This window comes from Paenibacillus lentus (assembly GCF_042714055.1).
Taxonomy (GTDB): Bacteria; Bacillota; Bacilli; order Paenibacillales; family Paenibacillaceae; genus Fontibacillus; species Fontibacillus lentus_A.
On the sequence record NZ_JBHGVC010000001.1, the window covers coordinates 686030 to 703729 of the forward strand.

The 17700-nt window shown below is 46.3% G+C and carries 16 protein-coding genes; 4 read left to right on the forward strand and 12 right to left on the reverse strand.

The genetic code is table 11. The features are described from left to right. Positions 1-87: 87 nt before the first annotated feature. The gene (locus ACE3MQ_RS02945; RefSeq protein WP_379390422.1) at positions 88-606 is read right to left on the reverse strand and encodes a GrpB family protein; all 519 of its coding nucleotides are present in this window, start codon (positions 604-606) and stop codon (positions 88-90) included. Positions 607-733: 127 nt separating this feature from the next. On the opposite strand from ACE3MQ_RS02945, the gene ACE3MQ_RS02950 reads away from it, so the two are divergent. The 3 genes from ACE3MQ_RS02950 (at position 734) to ACE3MQ_RS02960 (ending at position 2573) form a co-directional block, all read left to right on the forward strand. Then, complete coding sequence (locus ACE3MQ_RS02950; RefSeq protein WP_379390424.1) at positions 734-976, forward strand: MerR family transcriptional regulator; 243 nt, start codon at positions 734-736, stop codon at positions 974-976. Positions 977-1075: 99 nt separating this feature from the next. Continuing rightward, positions 1076-1567 (forward strand): hypothetical protein, encoded by a 492-nt coding sequence (locus ACE3MQ_RS02955; protein ID WP_379390426.1) that lies wholly within the window; start codon positions 1076-1078, stop codon positions 1565-1567. Between the two features lie 118 nt (positions 1568-1685). After that, a complete protein-coding gene (locus ACE3MQ_RS02960) occupies positions 1686-2573 on the forward strand; it encodes a fructose bisphosphate aldolase (protein WP_379390428.1) in 888 nt (295 codons plus the stop codon). A 178-nt stretch (positions 2574-2751) separates the two neighbouring features. On the opposite strand, the gene ACE3MQ_RS02965 is transcribed toward ACE3MQ_RS02960, so the two are convergent. The 5 genes from ACE3MQ_RS02965 to ACE3MQ_RS02985 form a co-directional block, all read right to left on the reverse strand. Then, positions 2752-3855 carry an ABC transporter permease gene (locus ACE3MQ_RS02965; protein ID WP_379390430.1) on the reverse strand — a complete coding sequence of 368 codons (1104 nt, stop codon included), beginning with the start codon at positions 3853-3855 and terminating at the stop codon, positions 2752-2754. Beyond that, positions 3855-5132: an ABC transporter permease gene (locus ACE3MQ_RS02970; RefSeq protein ID WP_379390432.1), complete on the reverse strand. Its 1278-nt coding sequence runs from the start codon at positions 5130-5132 to the stop codon at positions 3855-3857. Before ACE3MQ_RS02970 ends, ACE3MQ_RS02965 begins: the two co-directional genes overlap by 1 nt. Positions 5133-5145: 13 nt before the next feature. Next, positions 5146-6078: an ABC transporter ATP-binding protein gene (locus tag ACE3MQ_RS02975; protein ID WP_379390435.1), complete on the reverse strand. Its 933-nt coding sequence runs from the start codon at positions 6076-6078 to the stop codon at positions 5146-5148. Between the two features lie 153 nt (positions 6079-6231). Beyond that, positions 6232-6873, reverse strand: a complete 642-nt coding sequence (locus ACE3MQ_RS02980) for a response regulator (RefSeq protein ID WP_379390437.1) — start codon at positions 6871-6873, stop codon at positions 6232-6234. Continuing rightward, positions 6870-8021 (reverse strand): sensor histidine kinase, encoded by a 1152-nt coding sequence (locus ACE3MQ_RS02985; RefSeq protein ID WP_379390439.1) that lies wholly within the window; start codon positions 8019-8021, stop codon positions 6870-6872. The genes ACE3MQ_RS02980 and ACE3MQ_RS02985 overlap by 4 nt, the downstream gene beginning before the upstream one ends. Before the next feature lie 169 nt (positions 8022-8190). Between ACE3MQ_RS02985 and ACE3MQ_RS02990 the strand changes: the two genes are divergently transcribed. Next, complete coding sequence (locus tag ACE3MQ_RS02990) at positions 8191-8706, forward strand: GNAT family N-acetyltransferase (protein ID WP_379390442.1); 516 nt, start codon at positions 8191-8193, stop codon at positions 8704-8706. A 118-nt stretch (positions 8707-8824) separates the two neighbouring features. Here ACE3MQ_RS02990 and ACE3MQ_RS02995 read toward each other — a convergent pair whose 3' ends face one another. The 6 genes from ACE3MQ_RS02995 to ACE3MQ_RS03020 form a co-directional block, all read right to left on the reverse strand. Then, positions 8825-9766 (reverse strand): agmatinase family protein, encoded by a 942-nt coding sequence (locus ACE3MQ_RS02995; protein WP_379390444.1) that lies wholly within the window; start codon positions 9764-9766, stop codon positions 8825-8827. Positions 9767-9771: 5 nt separating this feature from the next. Then, entirely contained in the window at positions 9772-12057 is a 2286-nt protein-coding gene (locus tag ACE3MQ_RS03000) for a hypothetical protein (protein ID WP_379390446.1), read from the reverse strand. Between the two features lie 41 nt (positions 12058-12098). Further along, a complete protein-coding gene (locus ACE3MQ_RS03005) occupies positions 12099-13340 on the reverse strand; it encodes an ATP-grasp domain-containing protein (protein WP_379390448.1) in 1242 nt (413 codons plus the stop codon). Then, positions 13337-14560, reverse strand: a complete 1224-nt coding sequence (locus ACE3MQ_RS03010; protein WP_379390450.1) for an MFS transporter — start codon at positions 14558-14560, stop codon at positions 13337-13339. The genes ACE3MQ_RS03005 and ACE3MQ_RS03010 overlap by 4 nt, the downstream gene beginning before the upstream one ends. A gap of 141 nt (positions 14561-14701) precedes the next feature. Beyond that, positions 14702-15871: a radical SAM/SPASM domain-containing protein gene (locus ACE3MQ_RS03015; RefSeq protein WP_379390453.1), complete on the reverse strand. Its 1170-nt coding sequence runs from the start codon at positions 15869-15871 to the stop codon at positions 14702-14704. Between the two features lie 301 nt (positions 15872-16172). Next, a complete protein-coding gene (locus tag ACE3MQ_RS03020) occupies positions 16173-17660 on the reverse strand; it encodes a protein adenylyltransferase SelO (protein ID WP_379390454.1) in 1488 nt (495 codons plus the stop codon). Positions 17661-17700 lie beyond the last annotated feature (40 nt).

A 17700-nucleotide genomic window follows, 5' to 3' on the forward strand; every position in this document is an offset into this window, starting at 1 on the left:
TGATATCATCCTTTTGTCGATAATATGCAAGCTCGCCCTGAACCGATTGTAGTCTGGCTAGTTGAAGCTTGGCGGAATGATCTGAACTTAGCGAACAGTCCAATGCCATTTGAGAGCTTCTTTTTCTATTTTTTTGACAAAATCATTTTTACCGTCACTATAGCCATCGATGCCCGTTGGATATTGATCAGCTAATCGACTTTTTAATTCTCCGTATTCCTTACATATTTCTGGACTTTGACGAAGATAATCTCGAAACGATAGGTGTCTTTCGATTTCTTGAAGGCTATCATACTGGAAAGCATGAATTTGATGAGTGCGATTGTCTCCACCCTTACGGAAATATCTCCTTCCTTCTATTCCGAATTCCCCCATCACTTCATAACCAAGATTTTCAAATTGTGCAGAGTAAGTATCTAGTTCATTGATATCGTTAACTACAAGCAGAATGTCAATGATCGGTTTTGCTTTTAAATTTGGAACAGAAGTGCTGCCAATATGAAAACTGTTCACAAGTTCATCTTGAAGAATCTCCTTGATTGCGAGTTCTTCTTTTAAATACTCGTTTTTCCAATTCGGATCATATTCAACGACTGTGATTTTCATAGGTTTACCTCTTTTCTCTTTTCATATTTTCTGGTTTAATCAATAATTTTTATGTAATCCCTTGACCTTAGGTCTGATCTAAGGTATATCGTTGTTATTCCAAGCTTTATCCTTAGGAGTGAACGTGATGAAGAATGAAATTACAATTAGTGAATTAGCCAAGCTTATGAACGTATCTGTTCACCAAATTCGTTATTTTGAAGAGAAGGGAGTACTTGCGCCCGCTTATACAGATAACAATCAGTATAGAATGTACGGCATTGACCAAGTATACCAGCTAGCGCATATTCTGTTGCTTCGCAAGCTGGGTGTGTCTGTGCAATCCATTAAGGAATGTATGACTTCTTTTTCTGCGGATCAATATCGATAGCTCTTTCATTCTTCCCTAGGTGAAATAGAGGCGGAACTTCAGCGACTCAAGGAGCTAAGGCAGTTCATCCAGAAGATTTTGCAGGAACAGCAGGACTTAATGACACAGTCTAATCAGTATCATATAAAACGGCGAAACACAACCTATTTTGCACACTGGATCGAAATGGATATCCGCACTAAGCTTAATGCCAAACTATTAGCTGAGCACACGAAGCGTATTCCGAATTTGTTCGAAATGGATATTCATTATATATATGATGGTTCAAATATAATCACCTTGTGCCTGGAAACTCAAGAGTCTGGCAATTTTTCTTTGCCTGAGGGGAATTACCTTTCGAGGCAGAGCCTCATTCATGAAGAGGATGAGCTCGAACGAGTAATTGAGCAGTTTTATGACTATGCTGCTGCACAGTCATATGTTACAGTGGGGCCGCTAATCCTCATTGAGAAATCTTATTTATCCCTATTCAGCAACGACAAGCTTTATTACGAGCTGCAAGTCTTGGTAGAGCCGATTGCTAACTCCGATGGAGGGAATGATCATGAGTGCGGCAGAATGACCATCGGGACTCCCCCCTTTCTTACTTGATAAAAATGACACAGACCCTCGTGCCACGGACGCCAAAAATGTATGCCTGCAAGTAAAAGTGTTATAATAAAATGATTCAAGATTCCATTCAGCCCATTAAACGGAAGGAGGAACATTGATGAATACAAAGCAATTGGAGCGAATCCGTACGGGAAAGGGCTTTATAGCAGCCTTGGATCAAAGCGGAGGTAGTACTCCTAAAGCTCTGCTGCAGTATGGCATTGAAGAAAACAGCTATTCCAACGAAGATGAGATGTATGAATTGGTTCACGAGATGAGGACGCGTATTATTAAGAGTCCTGCGTTTGATTCCCGGTATATTTTGGGTGCTATTCTATTTGAGAACACAATGGATCGTTGGATTGACGGGCAGTTGACGGCCGATTATCTTTGGGAGAAGAAAGGCATTGTGCCTTTTCTAAAAGTCGATAAAGGTCTCGCCGAAATGCAAGACGGGGTTCAGCTCATGAAGCCCATTCCGGACTTAAACGACCTTCTGAAACGGGCGGTGAAGCGAAACATATTTGGGACAAAAATGCGCTCGATAATTAAGGAAGCCAATGCTGCCGGAATCAAAAAAGTCGTTGAGCAGCAGTTTGCGATTGGCAAACAAATCATAGAAATGGGATTGGTTCCGATCATCGAACCGGAAGTCGACATCTACAGCGCGGATAAGAGTGCCTCGGAAAGATGGTTAAAAGATGAAATTTCCACTCAATTATCCAACCTGCACAAAGACGCAAAGATCATGCTTAAGCTCTCCATACCGACGGAAGACAATTTCTACAGCGATCTAATGGAAGATCCACACGTGGTACGGATTGTGGCTCTGTCCGGCGGCTACACTCAAGCGGAGGCCAATGAGAAGCTGGCGCATAACCATGGATTGATTGCAAGTTTCTCCCGTGCTCTTTCCCAGGGACTGGCCGCAGGGCAAACCGACGATGAATTCAACACAATGCTATCCAAATCCATTCAAGACATTTATGAAGCCTCCATTAAATAAAGAAGTTCACTTCAACGATATACGCGTGAGATTGCCGTACTTCAGAGTATACGACGCATTTTCTCTTAAAATAAAGCAAACAAACTGACAGCCGGGTCATTTCGACCCGGCTGTTCTTGTTCGCCGTCACTCCTTCTGTCCGTCATTCCATACTATTTTGTCAAATATACCGTTGATGTTAACCCCTGCGCCGTTCCATCAAGTTAATTCCAAGTCCCATACAGATCACCCCAATGATACACAGCTTGGCAATCGACGGGAAGATATCCAACCAGCCTTTATCGTAGATTGCAATCCCCGTCAGTGCGTCCAGAGCATGCTTCAAGGGGAACACTTCAGATATTAAGAGCAGGAATTTATTCGTGATCGTCCCCGGCGGCATGTAGCCACCGCTTAAAATCGGCATGATCGGAATCAAGGATGGAAATACCATGTTAAATTGTTCCGGCGTCCGAACCATTCCCGCAATCAGTATGCAAAAAGCAACGATCGTCAAGGTGTACAATGCCGCTATTAGAATCAGCATGCCAAAGTTGTTCCCCATATCGAATCCGATAACGTAACGGAATAACAGAAATACAACGACGATTTGCATAAAACCGATCATCATGCTGTATACCAGATGCCCGAGGTACATCTCCGATTTGCGAATCGGCGAAAGAATCATCCGGCTCCAGATCCCCGAGGCTTTTTCCATCGTAATGGCATTCACCTTGAAACCAACCGTAAAGGTGGCGAGAAATAACGTGAATGTGAACAGCAGCTGCAGACCCATGTCATATCGGGCCAGCTCGCTTCCATCGGCTGCACGCAGCTCCACGCTGATCGGCGGCCGTTCCAGATAACGATCTACCTCCTGCCGGAAGCTTTCCGGATCTTTAGCATGTTCCGCTGCCGCTCGCAATTGAAGCTCCTCAATAAACACGGTGCGAACATGCTGCTCTACGATCTGTACATTCGGATTATCGATGGAGGCGATCAACCGGTAGTCGCTTTCCATCAATTGCAGCGCCGCATCCGCACGGCCTCCGCGTACTTCCGAGCGTGCCTTCTGTTCGTCCTGCAGGAAGAATTCAATTGCATCGCTCTCATTTAAACGCTCAATCCACGGTTCAACGACAGAGGTTGCCATGCCTTGTGACGGGAACACGCCGATTTTGATCTTATTGTCCATGCCCAGCCCGAACACTAGCGTAGCCAGGATGCTAAGCCCGCAAAAGGCGAGAACTAGGATCGGAGAACGCCTTTCCTTCATCCACTGTGCTAAAAATATCGGATTCATCAGATACGCCCCCTTCTCGGAAACAGCCAAATGGCAATACAGGCTGCGCCAACGGCGAATATACCCAGCTTCACCATCGGCACGGTCAGACTCGAAGCCGTCTCCGTTTGAAGCCATTCCATCAGCACGGCAAGCGTTAACCCGTTTGGCGTCCATTCGCCAGCGGCTTTCAGCCAGCCCGGCAGTACAAAGATCGGTGCGAAGCTGCCGCCAATCGTCCCGGCAATTAATATAAAAAGAAATGTAATGCCGTTGGCAGCGCTGTCTTCCAAACGGAACACCAAGGCGGTAAACAGCGCAGCCAGTGCTCCCACGCAAAGCGCCAGGAGAATCAGGACGGAGAACATGCCCAGCCAGAATGGCAGCGAGCGGCCCGGGAATATCCCTAGGGCAAAATGCGATATAAGCAATATTGTTGTGAGCTGCAGCATGGCCAAGCAGAACGTGGAGCTTATTTTGCCGGATAAATATTGCACGGGATGCGATCCCGTAAGCAGAATGCGCTCCAGCGTATGCTCTCGCTTCTCGGTCGTGGCTTTGGTGGCCGTCGTTGAGGAAATGAGCAAAGCAAACACGATACTGATGGCCAGGGCGTAATATTGAAAGGAAGTGACCGTCTCAACGCCGGGCAATATCTCACGGCCGCCCACAGCATGGATATCAGCCAGCGAAGAAGCGGCTGCGGCTGCCGTGTCCGTGCCCCCCACATGATGTAACGCCGAGTGGAAATTAAGCGTCTGCACATATCCTTCAAGGATATCTCGCAGTACATCGACCTGGAGGGAAGCTTTCCCAGCTGTCATTTGGAGTGCAGCCCCCTCCCCATCGTTAAATACTATTTTGTTCAGCGCCGCAAGCGTAAATCCATCCGGTATGGTGATGATGGCCTCGATCTGTTCCTCCTGCAGCTGCTGGTGTGCCTCTTCATTGTTTAGCTCCTGCAAATGGACGATGCTTTTCACCTCTTCAGACTGAAGCAGCTCCACAAGTGACTGGCTCAGGGATAAGGACTCCAATCGCGACTCCGCAGCTTGCTTCCCTGCTTCCTCTGCCCTGTGAGAGGGCAATGAATCCCGGAATTGCTGCAAGGCGGCCGGCTCATCATCCAAATTCACGAGGGCGACCTTCATTTCCAAAGACTCTGTCGGTTTCTCGATCCAGCCAGGCAAAGCGAATCCAAGCACAGTAATGAGAATCAGAGGCGTAATGAACGAGACCAGCAGCTCCTTCCGATCTCTCCAGAAAACCAGAAAATCCTTCTTAAAAAACGGGATCAAATGAGCTCCCCCCTTAGTCTCTCAGCGTTCGCCCGGTCAGATGCAGGAATACATCCTCCAGGCTTGGCGTGTGCACATGTATGCTGATGATCTGAACATGATGCCGTTCGGCTGCTTGAACGACCTGGGATAGCAAATTGCTTTGCTTGGCGGCAATCAGCTTCAGCCCGTTCTCGGTTTCCTCCACCTGCCGAATCGGCGCTAACGACTGAAGCTCCTGAACCAGCTCTTTGCTCGGCTTATCCAGCTGCAATGACAACATGTCTTCTCCGGATAAAATCCGGCGCAGCTCCTCCTTCGTCCCCGAAGCAATAATCCGGCCATGATCCATAATGTATATCCGGCTGCAAAGCTGTTCGACTTCTTCAATGTAATGGCTCGTATATAAAACCGTCGTTCCTTTCTCGCGATTCAGCAGCCTGACGGTATCCAGAATATGATTCCGCGACTGCGGGTCGATACCGACCGTCGGTTCATCCATAATTACAATTTTCGGATCATGCAGCAGGGCTGCGGCAATATTGATTCTTCTTTTCATGCCGCCCGAGTACGTTTTAATAAGCTCCTTCTGCCTATCGCGCAGTCCAACCATCTCCAGCAGCTCTTGAATTTTCATTTCCAGCTCTTTGCCCTTCAAACGGTAGATCCGGCCGAAAAATTTTAAATTCTCATAGGCGCTCAGCTCCTGGTAGAGGGCAATTTCCTGCGGCACTACGCCGAGTACCTGCCGTATAAGCTGCGGCTTGCCGATGACACTCACTCCATTCAGCCTTACATCACCTGCATTCGGCTTTAACAAGGAAGAGATCATCGAAATCGTCGTTGATTTCCCCGCGCCGTTTGGCCCGAGCAAGCCGACGGATTCCCCCTTGTCCAAATAAAAGCTGACCTCGTCAACTGCGGTTTTCCCTTTAAATACTTTTCTTAACTCCAGTGCTTCAATCATATCGTCTGCCTCCTTTAAATCCGCACGCCAATGCTTTATATTCGTCAGTATACAAACAAAAAGACAGTGCTCACACTGTCCTTCGTCATTCGTTCACGCTCTACCCATGACTCTAGTCATGTATCCTTGAATTTGCTTCAACCATCCTGCGGACTACACGACATTATGGCGGATCGCATAAATGGCGAGCTGCGTCCGGTCACGCAATTCCAGCTTATCCATGAGCTGGCTCATATGGTTCTTCACGGTTCCCACGGACAAGCCCAGTTCCTCGGAAATTTCCCGATTGCTGCGCCCTTCGCCGACAAGCTTCAGAATATCCAGCTCACGCGGAGTAATGGAAGGATCGACAGCACGTTCTTCCTCCTCCTCCGTTCGGCGGAGCAGCCGCGGAATCACCTTGGCCGCAACGTCATCCTGCAAGGATAGTCCGCCGGACATGCAGCTGCGAATGGAGCGGATTAGCGCCTCAGGCTCGGCGTCCTTGAGCAAGTACCCGCTCGCCCCGCTTTTCAATGCCTCCAGCGCATACTCGTCATCATTGAATGTCGTCAGCATAAGCACCTTCCGCTCCGGCCACCTCTTGCGAATGATTCGGGCCGCTTCCAAACCGTTCATGATCGGCATCTGAATATCCAGGATCACCAGATCGAATAAATGCAGCTCGTTAAGCTTAACCGCCTCCCGGCCATTCACCGCTTCTCCCGTAACGCGAAGCCCCTCATCTGTCTCTATCATCATTTTTAAGCCCTGGCGTACCATGGCCTGATCCTCGGCAAGTAAAATTCTAATCATCGGGTCGTCTCCCCTTGGTTCATATGTAAATTTAACGGCAATACACCGCTCACGATAAAGCGATCATGGTGTTGAATAACCTCGAATCGGCCGTGATTTCGCTCGATTCGTTCCCGCATCGATTGCAGGCCGAAGCCTTCCTGGAAATGATCCGCACTTGCGCCGGGATTCGAAACCTCAAAGCGGAACACGCTGCCCCCGGGCGCTTCGAATGCGACCTCGGCCTCCCGGGAATTGCTGTGCTTCATAATGTTCGTCAATGCCTCCTGCACAACGCGGTATACCGCAATGGACTGTTCATTCGTTAACGGCGCGGACATCGCCCCATGCTTCACCGTAAAGTGAATCTTGATCAAGCTCTCCGCCTCCAGCTTGCGGATCAGCCTCATGATCGCCGGCAATCCGCCGGGCTCATTGCTCTTCAAGGCTTTGACGGCGCTTCTCGTTTCCTCCAGACTCTCCCGCGCCAGCTCCTTCAGATTCCGAGCCTGAACCTCCGCCTCGCCCTCGGCCTGCATGCGAAACACTTCGAGCTGCATCATCAGAGCCGTCAGCTTATGTCCCACCGAATCATGAATTTCGCGGCCGATTTGGGCACGCTCTTCTTGACGGGCAAGCTCCTCACCAGAAGCGAGATGCCGCTTCATTCGCCGATACTCGCTTAACAGCGCCTCGTTCCGTGCTTCCGCCGCCTCGCCCTGCTGCCAAATCATGCGAAATGCGGTCAGCGCCGCCGTCAGCATAAGAGCATACAAACCGATAAAAACAAGCGGCAGCGAAGGATAACCGGCAGCAGCCGGAGCCGCTGCGCTTAAGAGAAGTACGATGCCGACGAGACTGGCATGAACCGGCGGCAGCCGGAACACAGCCTTCCCGGCAAGCATGGACAGCACGAGGATCGTGTAGGGATTAGCCGTACCCAGAGGGTTAGGCCAGAATACGCTGCTAGCTACGATCGAAGCCAGGCTTAGATTGATCGCAAGCAGAATCGGCTTCGCTCGCAGAACCGGAGAAATAAAATAAGCGGCAAAAAACAAAGCACTGCCCATCAGCCTGGGAGCCAGCATTGCCGCTTCCGAGGATACATGCTGAAGTGCACAAATCCAGGCCACACTCAATAAAACCAGCCAAACCCAATATGTACGCATAGGAAGCTCCTAATCTCAGGGAATAATATGGATAATCCTTTCTTTCCAGTCTACTACATCAGCATAATCATAAATCAACTTTAAAAATTGGACGAATTGGTATAAATTAAAACTAATCCAATCATCTGATAGTTCCCACATTAATTTGCATTCGCAGGAGGTACAATAAATGAGCTTTTATCGTGATGTTGAATATTCTTCGAAAATTCTTCTTCGCAGAAGTAACTTAAGTGACTTAGAATTTATTCTAACCTTAGAATCCAAAGAAGAGAATAAGCCATACATAACCATTTGGGAAAGAAGACAGCATGAACATGCCATCCATGATGAAAATATTGCGCACATGATCATCGAAGATAAACAGCTGAGCAAACCTGTTGGTTTCGTCATTATCTCTGATCTACATAATAATAACAATAATGTAGAATTTACGAGGATCGTGATTGATGAGAAAGGAAAGGGCTATGGCAAACAGGCTCTTCAATGGATCAAAAAATGGGTATTTGAGGATTTAAAAGCCCATCGATTATGGTTAGATGTAAAAGTCACTAATCGCCGGGCGAAAGGCACGTATGAAGCCGAGGGTTTTACTTTAGAAGGAACGCTTAGGGAGTGCGTAAAAAATGGAGAATCATATGAATCGCTGCATATTATGTCGATATTGAAATCCGAGTATGAGTCTTGAGCAAGCGACTTTTACTATTATTTTAAATCAAAGCGACCGCTTCTTGTTGAATTCCCCGGATGCGGTCGCTTTAATAAATGCTTAACCTTTTCGTGTTAAAAGTAACTTCCAACTTTCATTACTCGGATAGCCGCTTCACGTTTCCAGCCATAAAATTCAACAGAATGTGCGCGGCTACATGGGTTGTAAAGTTTTGCGGATGATCAAACCAAGGGCTTACTTCATTGATATCCATGCCAAAAACCGGTGCCATCTTGGAGATTTCAAAAATACTGTCCATTACCTCAAAAGGATATAACCCACTCGGGTTAGGTACGCTGCATCCCGGAGCAAACGCCTGATCAATGCCATCAATGTCAACCGTGAAATAGATGCCGTCCGCATTATTCAGAACATGGTCAACAGCTTCCTTTACAACAGACTCACGTCCTTGTCTACGTAAATCGTACACGGTTTTTATCAGTGCTCCACGCTTCTCAAGTTCATGCATGTAGGCCGGCGAGTAAATGGGGGCACTGATCCCGATAATCGCTAAACTATTATAATCAATTTCATTTTCAAGCGTTTTTAGCCAATGGCCCGAGTGCTCTTTGCCTGGCAAGGGATCCCGGAAGTCGAAGTGAGTATCAAACATAATAATGCCCATAGACTTGCCTTCTATGCGCTTCTTCATCCCACGGATAATAGGATCAGTAATGGAATGATCCCCTCCAAGAAAGATCGGCAGAATGTCTTTGGGTATCGTGCTGACTGCTTCCACCATGTTGGCATAGGATTGCTGCAAATCATGAACGATATCAACCGCGCCTAAGTTACGAAATACGGTATTTTCGAGAGATACACGTTTGTCGGCGCAATAGAGGCTATAGCTGTTTAAAGTATCAATGATGGTCTGGGGACCGATCCGTGTTCCAGGGCGATGGCTAACTGCATAGTCGAATGGAATGCTCAGGAAACCAAACGTCAAATCGTTTGACTTGTTTCCATGATTGTCATGCCAATGATCTGCGATCCATTTCACGGTTGGATCATTAACAACTCTTACTTTGTCAATATCCATCTTATTTATCCTCCAATTAAATTAGTGTTTGACGCCTCTGTTATGACCCAAAACCCGCGTCCCCCTAAATAAATCTGACTGGTTGTGATAAAGGCCGCCTGCATAGAATACTGGTGAATAGGTACATCAGCGCCTACCACGATCTCAAATTCGGACACATTACTTTCGTGTGGGGGAATCGTTATTTTTTGAATCGGCATGATCGGCCGGAGTTCAAACTCAGAGCTCTTGCGAATCGACACTAAACAGTAACCATCGTATGTTGTATGGGAATGATTTTGTAACTTTAAATTCACCCTGCTCTTACTTCCCCTTACAAAATACGCATTAAAGTCAATTTGAAGAGAGATGGCATGGTCTGGCTTGTCTTCTATTCCGCCGCAATTCGTACAAATGGCTTCTGTTCGCTGCACGTCAGGCCTTAAAATATGTTTTAGTGTTCGCAGTATTAGTTTGTTTCCGCAAATGTAACAGCTGTGCTCGGCTTCACCAGGCTGCAGGAAAAAATTCTCTTGATAGTATTCAGAGAAACGAAATGAAGTACTGGATACCGAATCATATAGAGCCTTGGCAATATCAAAATCAATTTTATCCACTTCAGCAATAAATTTGCGACTCGAATTCAATAATTTATTAACAATACCATTGTTCGTATAGTAAGACTTATACAGCCTTGAAATATTTAGAAGGCGGTTTTCTAGATTCTTTTTTCCTCCTTGTTTTATCCAATAGGGATAAAGCTTATTTAATCCAAGCGTATTGTTCAAGTTTTGATCGATTAGATGGTATTTATGAAGAATTTGCGTAAATGTCTGATTGAAATCCTCGATTTCAAGATCAATTTCTGAGTTTCTATGCTCGTAGCTGTATAAGAAGATATGAAGAGCAGTCTTATCTCTCGTGGGGATGCATGTAATATAATAAGTGGTTTTGTCTTTGACATATAAAAATATCTTTTGATTTAAGTAGCCTTCAGTCAGCTCCGGAGAAATAAGTTTAACATGTGAAAATCCATTCTTAATATTTACCTTCACCTGTTCACTATAATCGGTAATTTCATAACAATCCATATTGGAAGGACTTTCAAATGGTCTTGCTTCCGGATCGCCGATCAGCCCAAAGACATTGGAGGAATTCTCGAACTGATTAGCCAGCAAGGCCCGATTAAGAATGGCTACCGCTTCACCGATGCTAAATCCGGCTTTTAGCAAATGATAGTACAATAAGCTTTCTGAGCCGTGACCATCCTTCCATCGAAGAGCCCCGACAAAGCTTGTGGCAAAACCTTCGAGCATGGAATAGCCAATGTTAAACAGCGGGTCAAAGGTAGATTCAAGAAAACGTAATGAACCGCAGGAGTTAATGAAAACGTGATTTGCTTTAATTTCATATCCATGTAATGGGCTTCCATTCCTCTTGAACAAACAAAACCCGCCGTCTTCCATGCAAGATGGCAAACGGTTAGTCGTATATGGGTCAATGCCAAGGAACGGACTCTTCCCGCAAATGAAGTCAGCATTTAAATGGATTAAATCGCTCATTCCATGCGAGGTAATGGACAGAACATGAATCGAATCTCTGTCAGTAATCGCCCCTTTATTTAGTTCCAAATACGGTTTTACTACCAAATCATCGGCCTTTTCTTGGGGAGCTTCCGTCAAAAAGGAATCGACGATGACATTGACAGATAACTCATGATTTGCAGAGGTTAGTACCTCCATCCTCTGCTTCGCATCTAGTAATGTCATAGTTTCGAAGGTTCTACCGTGCAAGAAGCCGATGGAAACGTCAATTAACGCCTCACGTTTAGATATTTCTTGTGACCTGTTTATGATATAGCTGGCATCTTGATCCGTTAGCTCTTCCATGACAATATAAATACTTTGAGCAACGTCATACAGCTTCGATAAAGCTTCATCCCTCAAAGAACCTACCGCCACAAATTCTCTGCCATCACTTAAAGCTCGAAGAACGCCTAATCCGGCACTGCGCCCTACACCTACGATATAAGCTCCACTTCTTACGGATTTACCTTTTGAATAGCGCTGATAAAAGCTTGCAATTTCCTCCCATTGTTCCCGATCGATTAGCTCATTTAATTCATCTGCACAAGTCATAGACTCTTGAGAGAGGCTGTGCTCCGAATTTATGACATACCCCATGCGTTCAAGGTAAGCTCGAGTTGCCTCCACTCGGCGGGTAAAAATAGGAATGCTTGCTGAGTCCCCAATGACGGATTGGAGATAAGAAGCATAATAACTTCTAATGTTGTCACATAGAACGAATGACATTAGCTATCTCCCCTAAAATTTACATTTTGCAGCCTTAGCATTTATGAAAGAACCTTAATTTTTGCGGCAGCAGCGGCTTCCATAGCTAATTTCAGAGCCTTCTCTGGCGTTTCGGCTCCTGTCACTAGACGCAGCAGCATATCGCCGTTTGATTCCGGTGGATTAACATATCGCTGCCCTTCCTCGGCAACAATTTTAATGGCCTGTACTCCGGGAAGGCGTTGGATCTCCTCCAGATTTTCAATTCCTGCAAAGATGCCCGTGCTCGGAATAATAGCTCCAAACATGGCAGCACCTTCCTCTTTCAAAGGCTTCCATGGCACTTCATTTCCTAACGCAATCTCTACAACCTGCTGAATGGGGTTTGCCCCTAATGCAGCTTCAATCATATGACTGCCAGCCATATCTCCCATTAAACGCGGATTGATCTCCAGAATTTTAACATTGCCGTCCTTAATGCGGCATTCCGTATGAATAACGCCACAATCAATCTGCAGTTTGCCAAGCGCTTGAGCAACCTCTTTGTACAAAAGATCAGCCTCGGGAGTTCGAATCGGGAATAGAACACCCGCCTCAACAAAGAAGCCCCTCTCTCCGCCAATCAACACTTTCCCGGTAACCCCCATGCATTGGATGTCTCCATTTTTATGCTGCACTGTTTCTATGCTGTACTCTTCGCCCTCAATATAACCCTCAAGAAGTACAGAACCCGCATAATCCTTCGCAGCCCCATAATGTCCCCAATTTTTGGCTTCCTCCATATATTGCTCTAATTCAACAGGCGATTTTATTCGTCTTACATTTAAGCTATCATTGGCATCCAGCGGCTTGGCTATAATGGGATAGCCCCATGCTCCTGCTGTATCCAGAGCCTCTACTACTGAATTGACCAAGCGAAAGGGCGGGTTCAAATGAGGACAATGCTCTTGAAGGCGCAGCCGCATCAAATATTTATTACGAGCACTTACAGCTGCATCGTATGACATCGAAATTAGATGAAGCTTCTCGGCAGCATATGCAGCCTGCGGTACATAAAAGTCAGCGGTGGTAGTGATGCCATCAATTTTCTTCCTGTCATTTAATTTGCAAATTCCGATGGCCAGTTGTTCAAGATCGTTAGTATCGCATTCAAAAACTTTTGCCGTTTTTAAGATGGTGGAATCATATTTATGAGGAGTACGGGAAACGATAGTCACTTCGTAACCACAATTTACTGCATATTCTACGGCCTTTTCTCCAGCACCTGTTAGACTCATTTCAATAAAAACGATGTGCTTGCTCATACCCCCACATCCTTCCCCTTGGATTCAAATCCTCTTGTAAATAATGCTCTAATCGCCCATATACTAACCAGTATAAGTAGGATGCCTGAAGCGAAGATGACCCAATTTACGGTTAAGTTGGTTGTACTTAAAATAAAACCCGCCAGACCAGAGCCTACAATCAGCGAGGAGCGCGAAAGAATGGATTCAAGAGCGAAAATATGAATCATTTCCTTATTAGAGCTGTTCTTCTGCAAAAGAGTACGAACTCCGATACTGTATAACATGTTAAAAGCCCCGATGAAGGTCATTAACAAAAAAGTCATCCATATCATGGAATTCACACCTAAAAGGAGCATGGAAAGCCCCATCCCGAAGTAGCCAAAAAAACCAAGCGCTCTCTCGGATATTTTTAATAGGCCGAATGATAATAAAAGTCCGGCAATCGTTGCCGCAAGGGCTTGAACCATTTCTAAGTGGCCAAGCATAATTGAATCTACGCCTAAAAATTGGCGGCCATACACGACAAATAAAGACATAAAAACCCCAAAGGCTAAACCAGCCAACGTCTCGCCATATACAAGAAACGATAACATTGGCCGCTTATTCACAGACAACGCAGTTCGCCAAAATGACGATTTCACTTTATCGGATGGCTGGCTCCCCGCGCCACTTTCGGCTAGCTCCTTTGAGCGCATAAAAAGCAGAGAGATTCCTGAAAGTAAAAAAGGAAGAGAATTTAATGCAAAGATCTGAGGCATGGATAAATAGAAATAGGCATATCCACCGAGCCCGAAGCCAATTGCGTAGGCTACTGCCTCAAAGGTACGGTCTACCGAGTTAAACCTCTGCAAGGAGTCTTCCGGCACAATATGTGTAATAAATTCGATCCGAGTCGGACGAAAAAGGGTTGAAAAAATATTAAATAAGAAGACCATGACATAAACAGCATAAATGGACACTTGAAAGATCATAAATACGCTGGTAATCAGGAGTATGATGAAGCGAATAAAGTCATAACTTACAATCAATATTTTAGGTCGGTAGAAGCGGCGGAAAGTTCCTGAGAGAAAACCAAAAAATGTAGGTAATTGGGTCAATATAAAAACAATACTTACTTGAAAAACTGACCCGGTTAAATCTAAAACCATCAGCGGTAAAACCATCATCATCAGGCTATCGCCCGCAATGGATATGCTCTGACCGCCGATCAGCAGCCAAGCATTTCTTTTCCAATTCATTCATTTCACCTTCATTTTCCTAAATGATTATAAGTGAAAAAGTATGTACCGTTTTCTCCTTCATTATGTACAAAGCTCAATAAAATAGATCACTGAAGGTAATCAGGTGACTACCTTCAGCTGTGCCTTGTTTAAACCTTATTATTTAGTGATTTCATGTGCAGAAGAAAGAGATTTGCTAGGATTCTCGCGCTCCTCAAGTCCTTGGATGAGAATATGATCCGAACCGTTTGCAGTTTCCCATTCATAGTACTCTTCCAATTTGCGGTCAAAGCCTTTCAGATTCGTCTCCTCCCACACGCGTTCGCGAACCACGCAATGGCCATCTTGATCATGCTGACGCAAATGGGTTGCATACTTTGCCTTCCAAATCTCTTCCATGCTATTTACGTTGATATGACCCAAGAATCGGCCTAATCCATTGCAATCATATACTTCCCCATATAGATTAACGAATAAGCCCACATTTACTTGACGACAACGATATCCGCCGGCCATCGGGAGAACCGCGTCGTACTCCAGTCCAAATTCCTCGCGATCAATTTCGGCTAACCGTTCTATAAAAAAGTTCGCTCGATCTTTCTCGAACAGTTTTGACTTATTATCCGCGATTCCCTCAGGAATCAAGGTCACAATATAGTTATGAACATTATTACGCCGACACCAGCGGAAAATATTTTCTATATCTTCCAGGTCTTCATTTTTAGGCGTGATGACGATGTCGATCGCTAATCGAGTCGGGACACAATTACTGAAGCCTTTCGCAACGAGCTTTTCCAATATTTTCTCAACGTACTCCCCATACCCCTTAACTTTAACTATCTTGTCGTTAACTTCCGCGCTGGAAGAGTTATACTTCAAAAAGATAGTTGCACCAAGGTTATATAGCCGATCGATAGATTCATCATCCAAGTGCCAGCCCGACGTAAATATGACAGGGGTCATATCATTCTGATGTACAAACTCAATGACTTCCCAGAAGCCCTCATCAATCATGGGCTCGCCGGAGCCTGGAAACTCAACGGTACGGGCCCCCAAAGCTTTGGCTTGCAAAATCAGGTTCTTGCGATCGGCTGTGGTAAGCTTCTTACGTTCTCCTTGGTTAAACCGATCTGGCGTACGATCACAGTAAAAACAGTGCAGCTTACATTCGCTGGTGAAATCCATATCGAGAAGCAGCATCCTATTTTGTTCCTTTGCTTCCTGTACTTCTTCTTTGGAGAAATCAATGCCGTAGGCCCATAGATTTTCAATCTTTTCACGAGCTTTAACCAAGTGCTCATCTGTCGTTAAAAAATCTTTAAGCTTCATATCAAATCCCTCCTTTTATCATTAAAGACATAGTTTTCCATTCATACATCGGTTATATTATAAATAAAGGGCTCCGTCAATACTAAAATTGAATATTTTTACTTATATGTTATACTTTTTTAATTCATATCACCCTGAGCAACTCCTCCTTTCACCCTAATTGCTGCACCTTGCTAGCTGTATGTACAGCAAAAAAGGGCTTATCACTAAGCCCTTTATATATACGACCTTTATATTCTTATGAACATCAACTGTTGTTTACTACTTTTTTTATCAGATATCCCACGATTATTTACGACGATCAGGTTCCGCAGTAGGTTCGGTAAGGGCGCAGAGAAGGTTCGGGGAGCGAACAATATTCCTCCTGTTCCGCTGTATGCGCATAAGGATTCGCGAGAACACGCAACAGCCGATCCATCACGCCGTAGTCCCCTTCCTTCTCCGCGGCCTCGAGCGCTTCCTCCACCCGGTGGTTGCGGGGGATGACCGCAGGGTTGCTGTCTCGCATCAACTGATGCGAAGCTTCCCGGGTCTCCTCCTGTCTGTCAAGCCTCGCCTGCCACCGCTTCAACCACGGTTCAAGCTCCGCAGCTTCGGACAGCTCCGTCTCCTCCCATTTACCGAAGGTTAAAGCCCGAAACGTATTCGTGTAATCCGCACGGTGCTTGTGCATGAGCTTAAGGAGCTCTTTTATGAGAGACTCATCCTCCGGCTCTGCGTTAAATAGTCCCAGCTTTGCACTCATCCCGGCCAGCCAGTGGCGATGGAACTGCTCGGTAAAGCCGGCAATCTCCTCCTCCGCAAGCTTCAAGGCCTGCTCCTCGTCCTCATGCAGCAGCGGCAGCAGAGCTTCCGCTAATCTTGCGAGGTTCCATGCGCCGATATAGGGTTGATTGCCATAGGCATAACGTCCTTCACGATCAATGGAGCTGAACACGGTCGCCGGATCGTATGCATCCATGAACGCGCATGGCCCATAGTCGATCGTCTCTCCGCTCAGGGTCATATTGTCGGTGTTCATGACTCCGTGAATGAACCCAACCAACTGCCACTTCGCAATAAGCTCGGCCTGACGGCTAATCACTTCCCGAAGCAAAGATAAATAACGATTCTTGCCTGCTTCCATATTTGCCGCTGCCTCGGGATAATGCCTTTGCAGGGTATAATCCGCCAAGGCGCGAAGCTCTTCTCGCTCTCCTCGGGACGCAGCATATTGAAAAGTGCCGACCCGGATATGACTAGCGGCCACGCGAGCCAATATCGCGCCGATCTGCTCCGACTCGCGCATGACCGGCTGCCCGGTCGTCACTACCGCAAGGCTCCGCGTCGTCGGGATGCCGAGCGCATGCATAGCTTCGCTGATGATATATTCGCGCAGCATCGGCCCAAGCACAGCGCGGCCGTCCCCGCCTCGGGAGTAGGGTGTTCTGCCTGACCCCTTCAGCTGGATATCTACCCGTTCCCCTCCGGGTGTCAGCTGCTCGCCCAGCAGCACGGCGCGACCGTCGCCCAGCATAGTGAAATAGCCGAACTGATGCCCGGCATACGCCTGAGCCAGAGGCAAGGCGCCTTCGGGGATTTCGTTGCCGCCGAACACGGCTGCGCCTACACTATCCTTTAGTCCTGGGGCATTCAACCCAAGTGATTCCGCCAGCGATTCATTTAGAACGACCAGCTTAGGTTCACGAACAGGCGCCGGATTCTGCAAGGTATAAAATACCTCAGGCAGCCCAGCATAACTGTTATCAAAGTTCCATCCTGCTTCTGCGGTTGTTTTGTTCTCGGTCATCGTATCTCCTATTTTCTCAAAAGTTATTTTATTTGGCCCG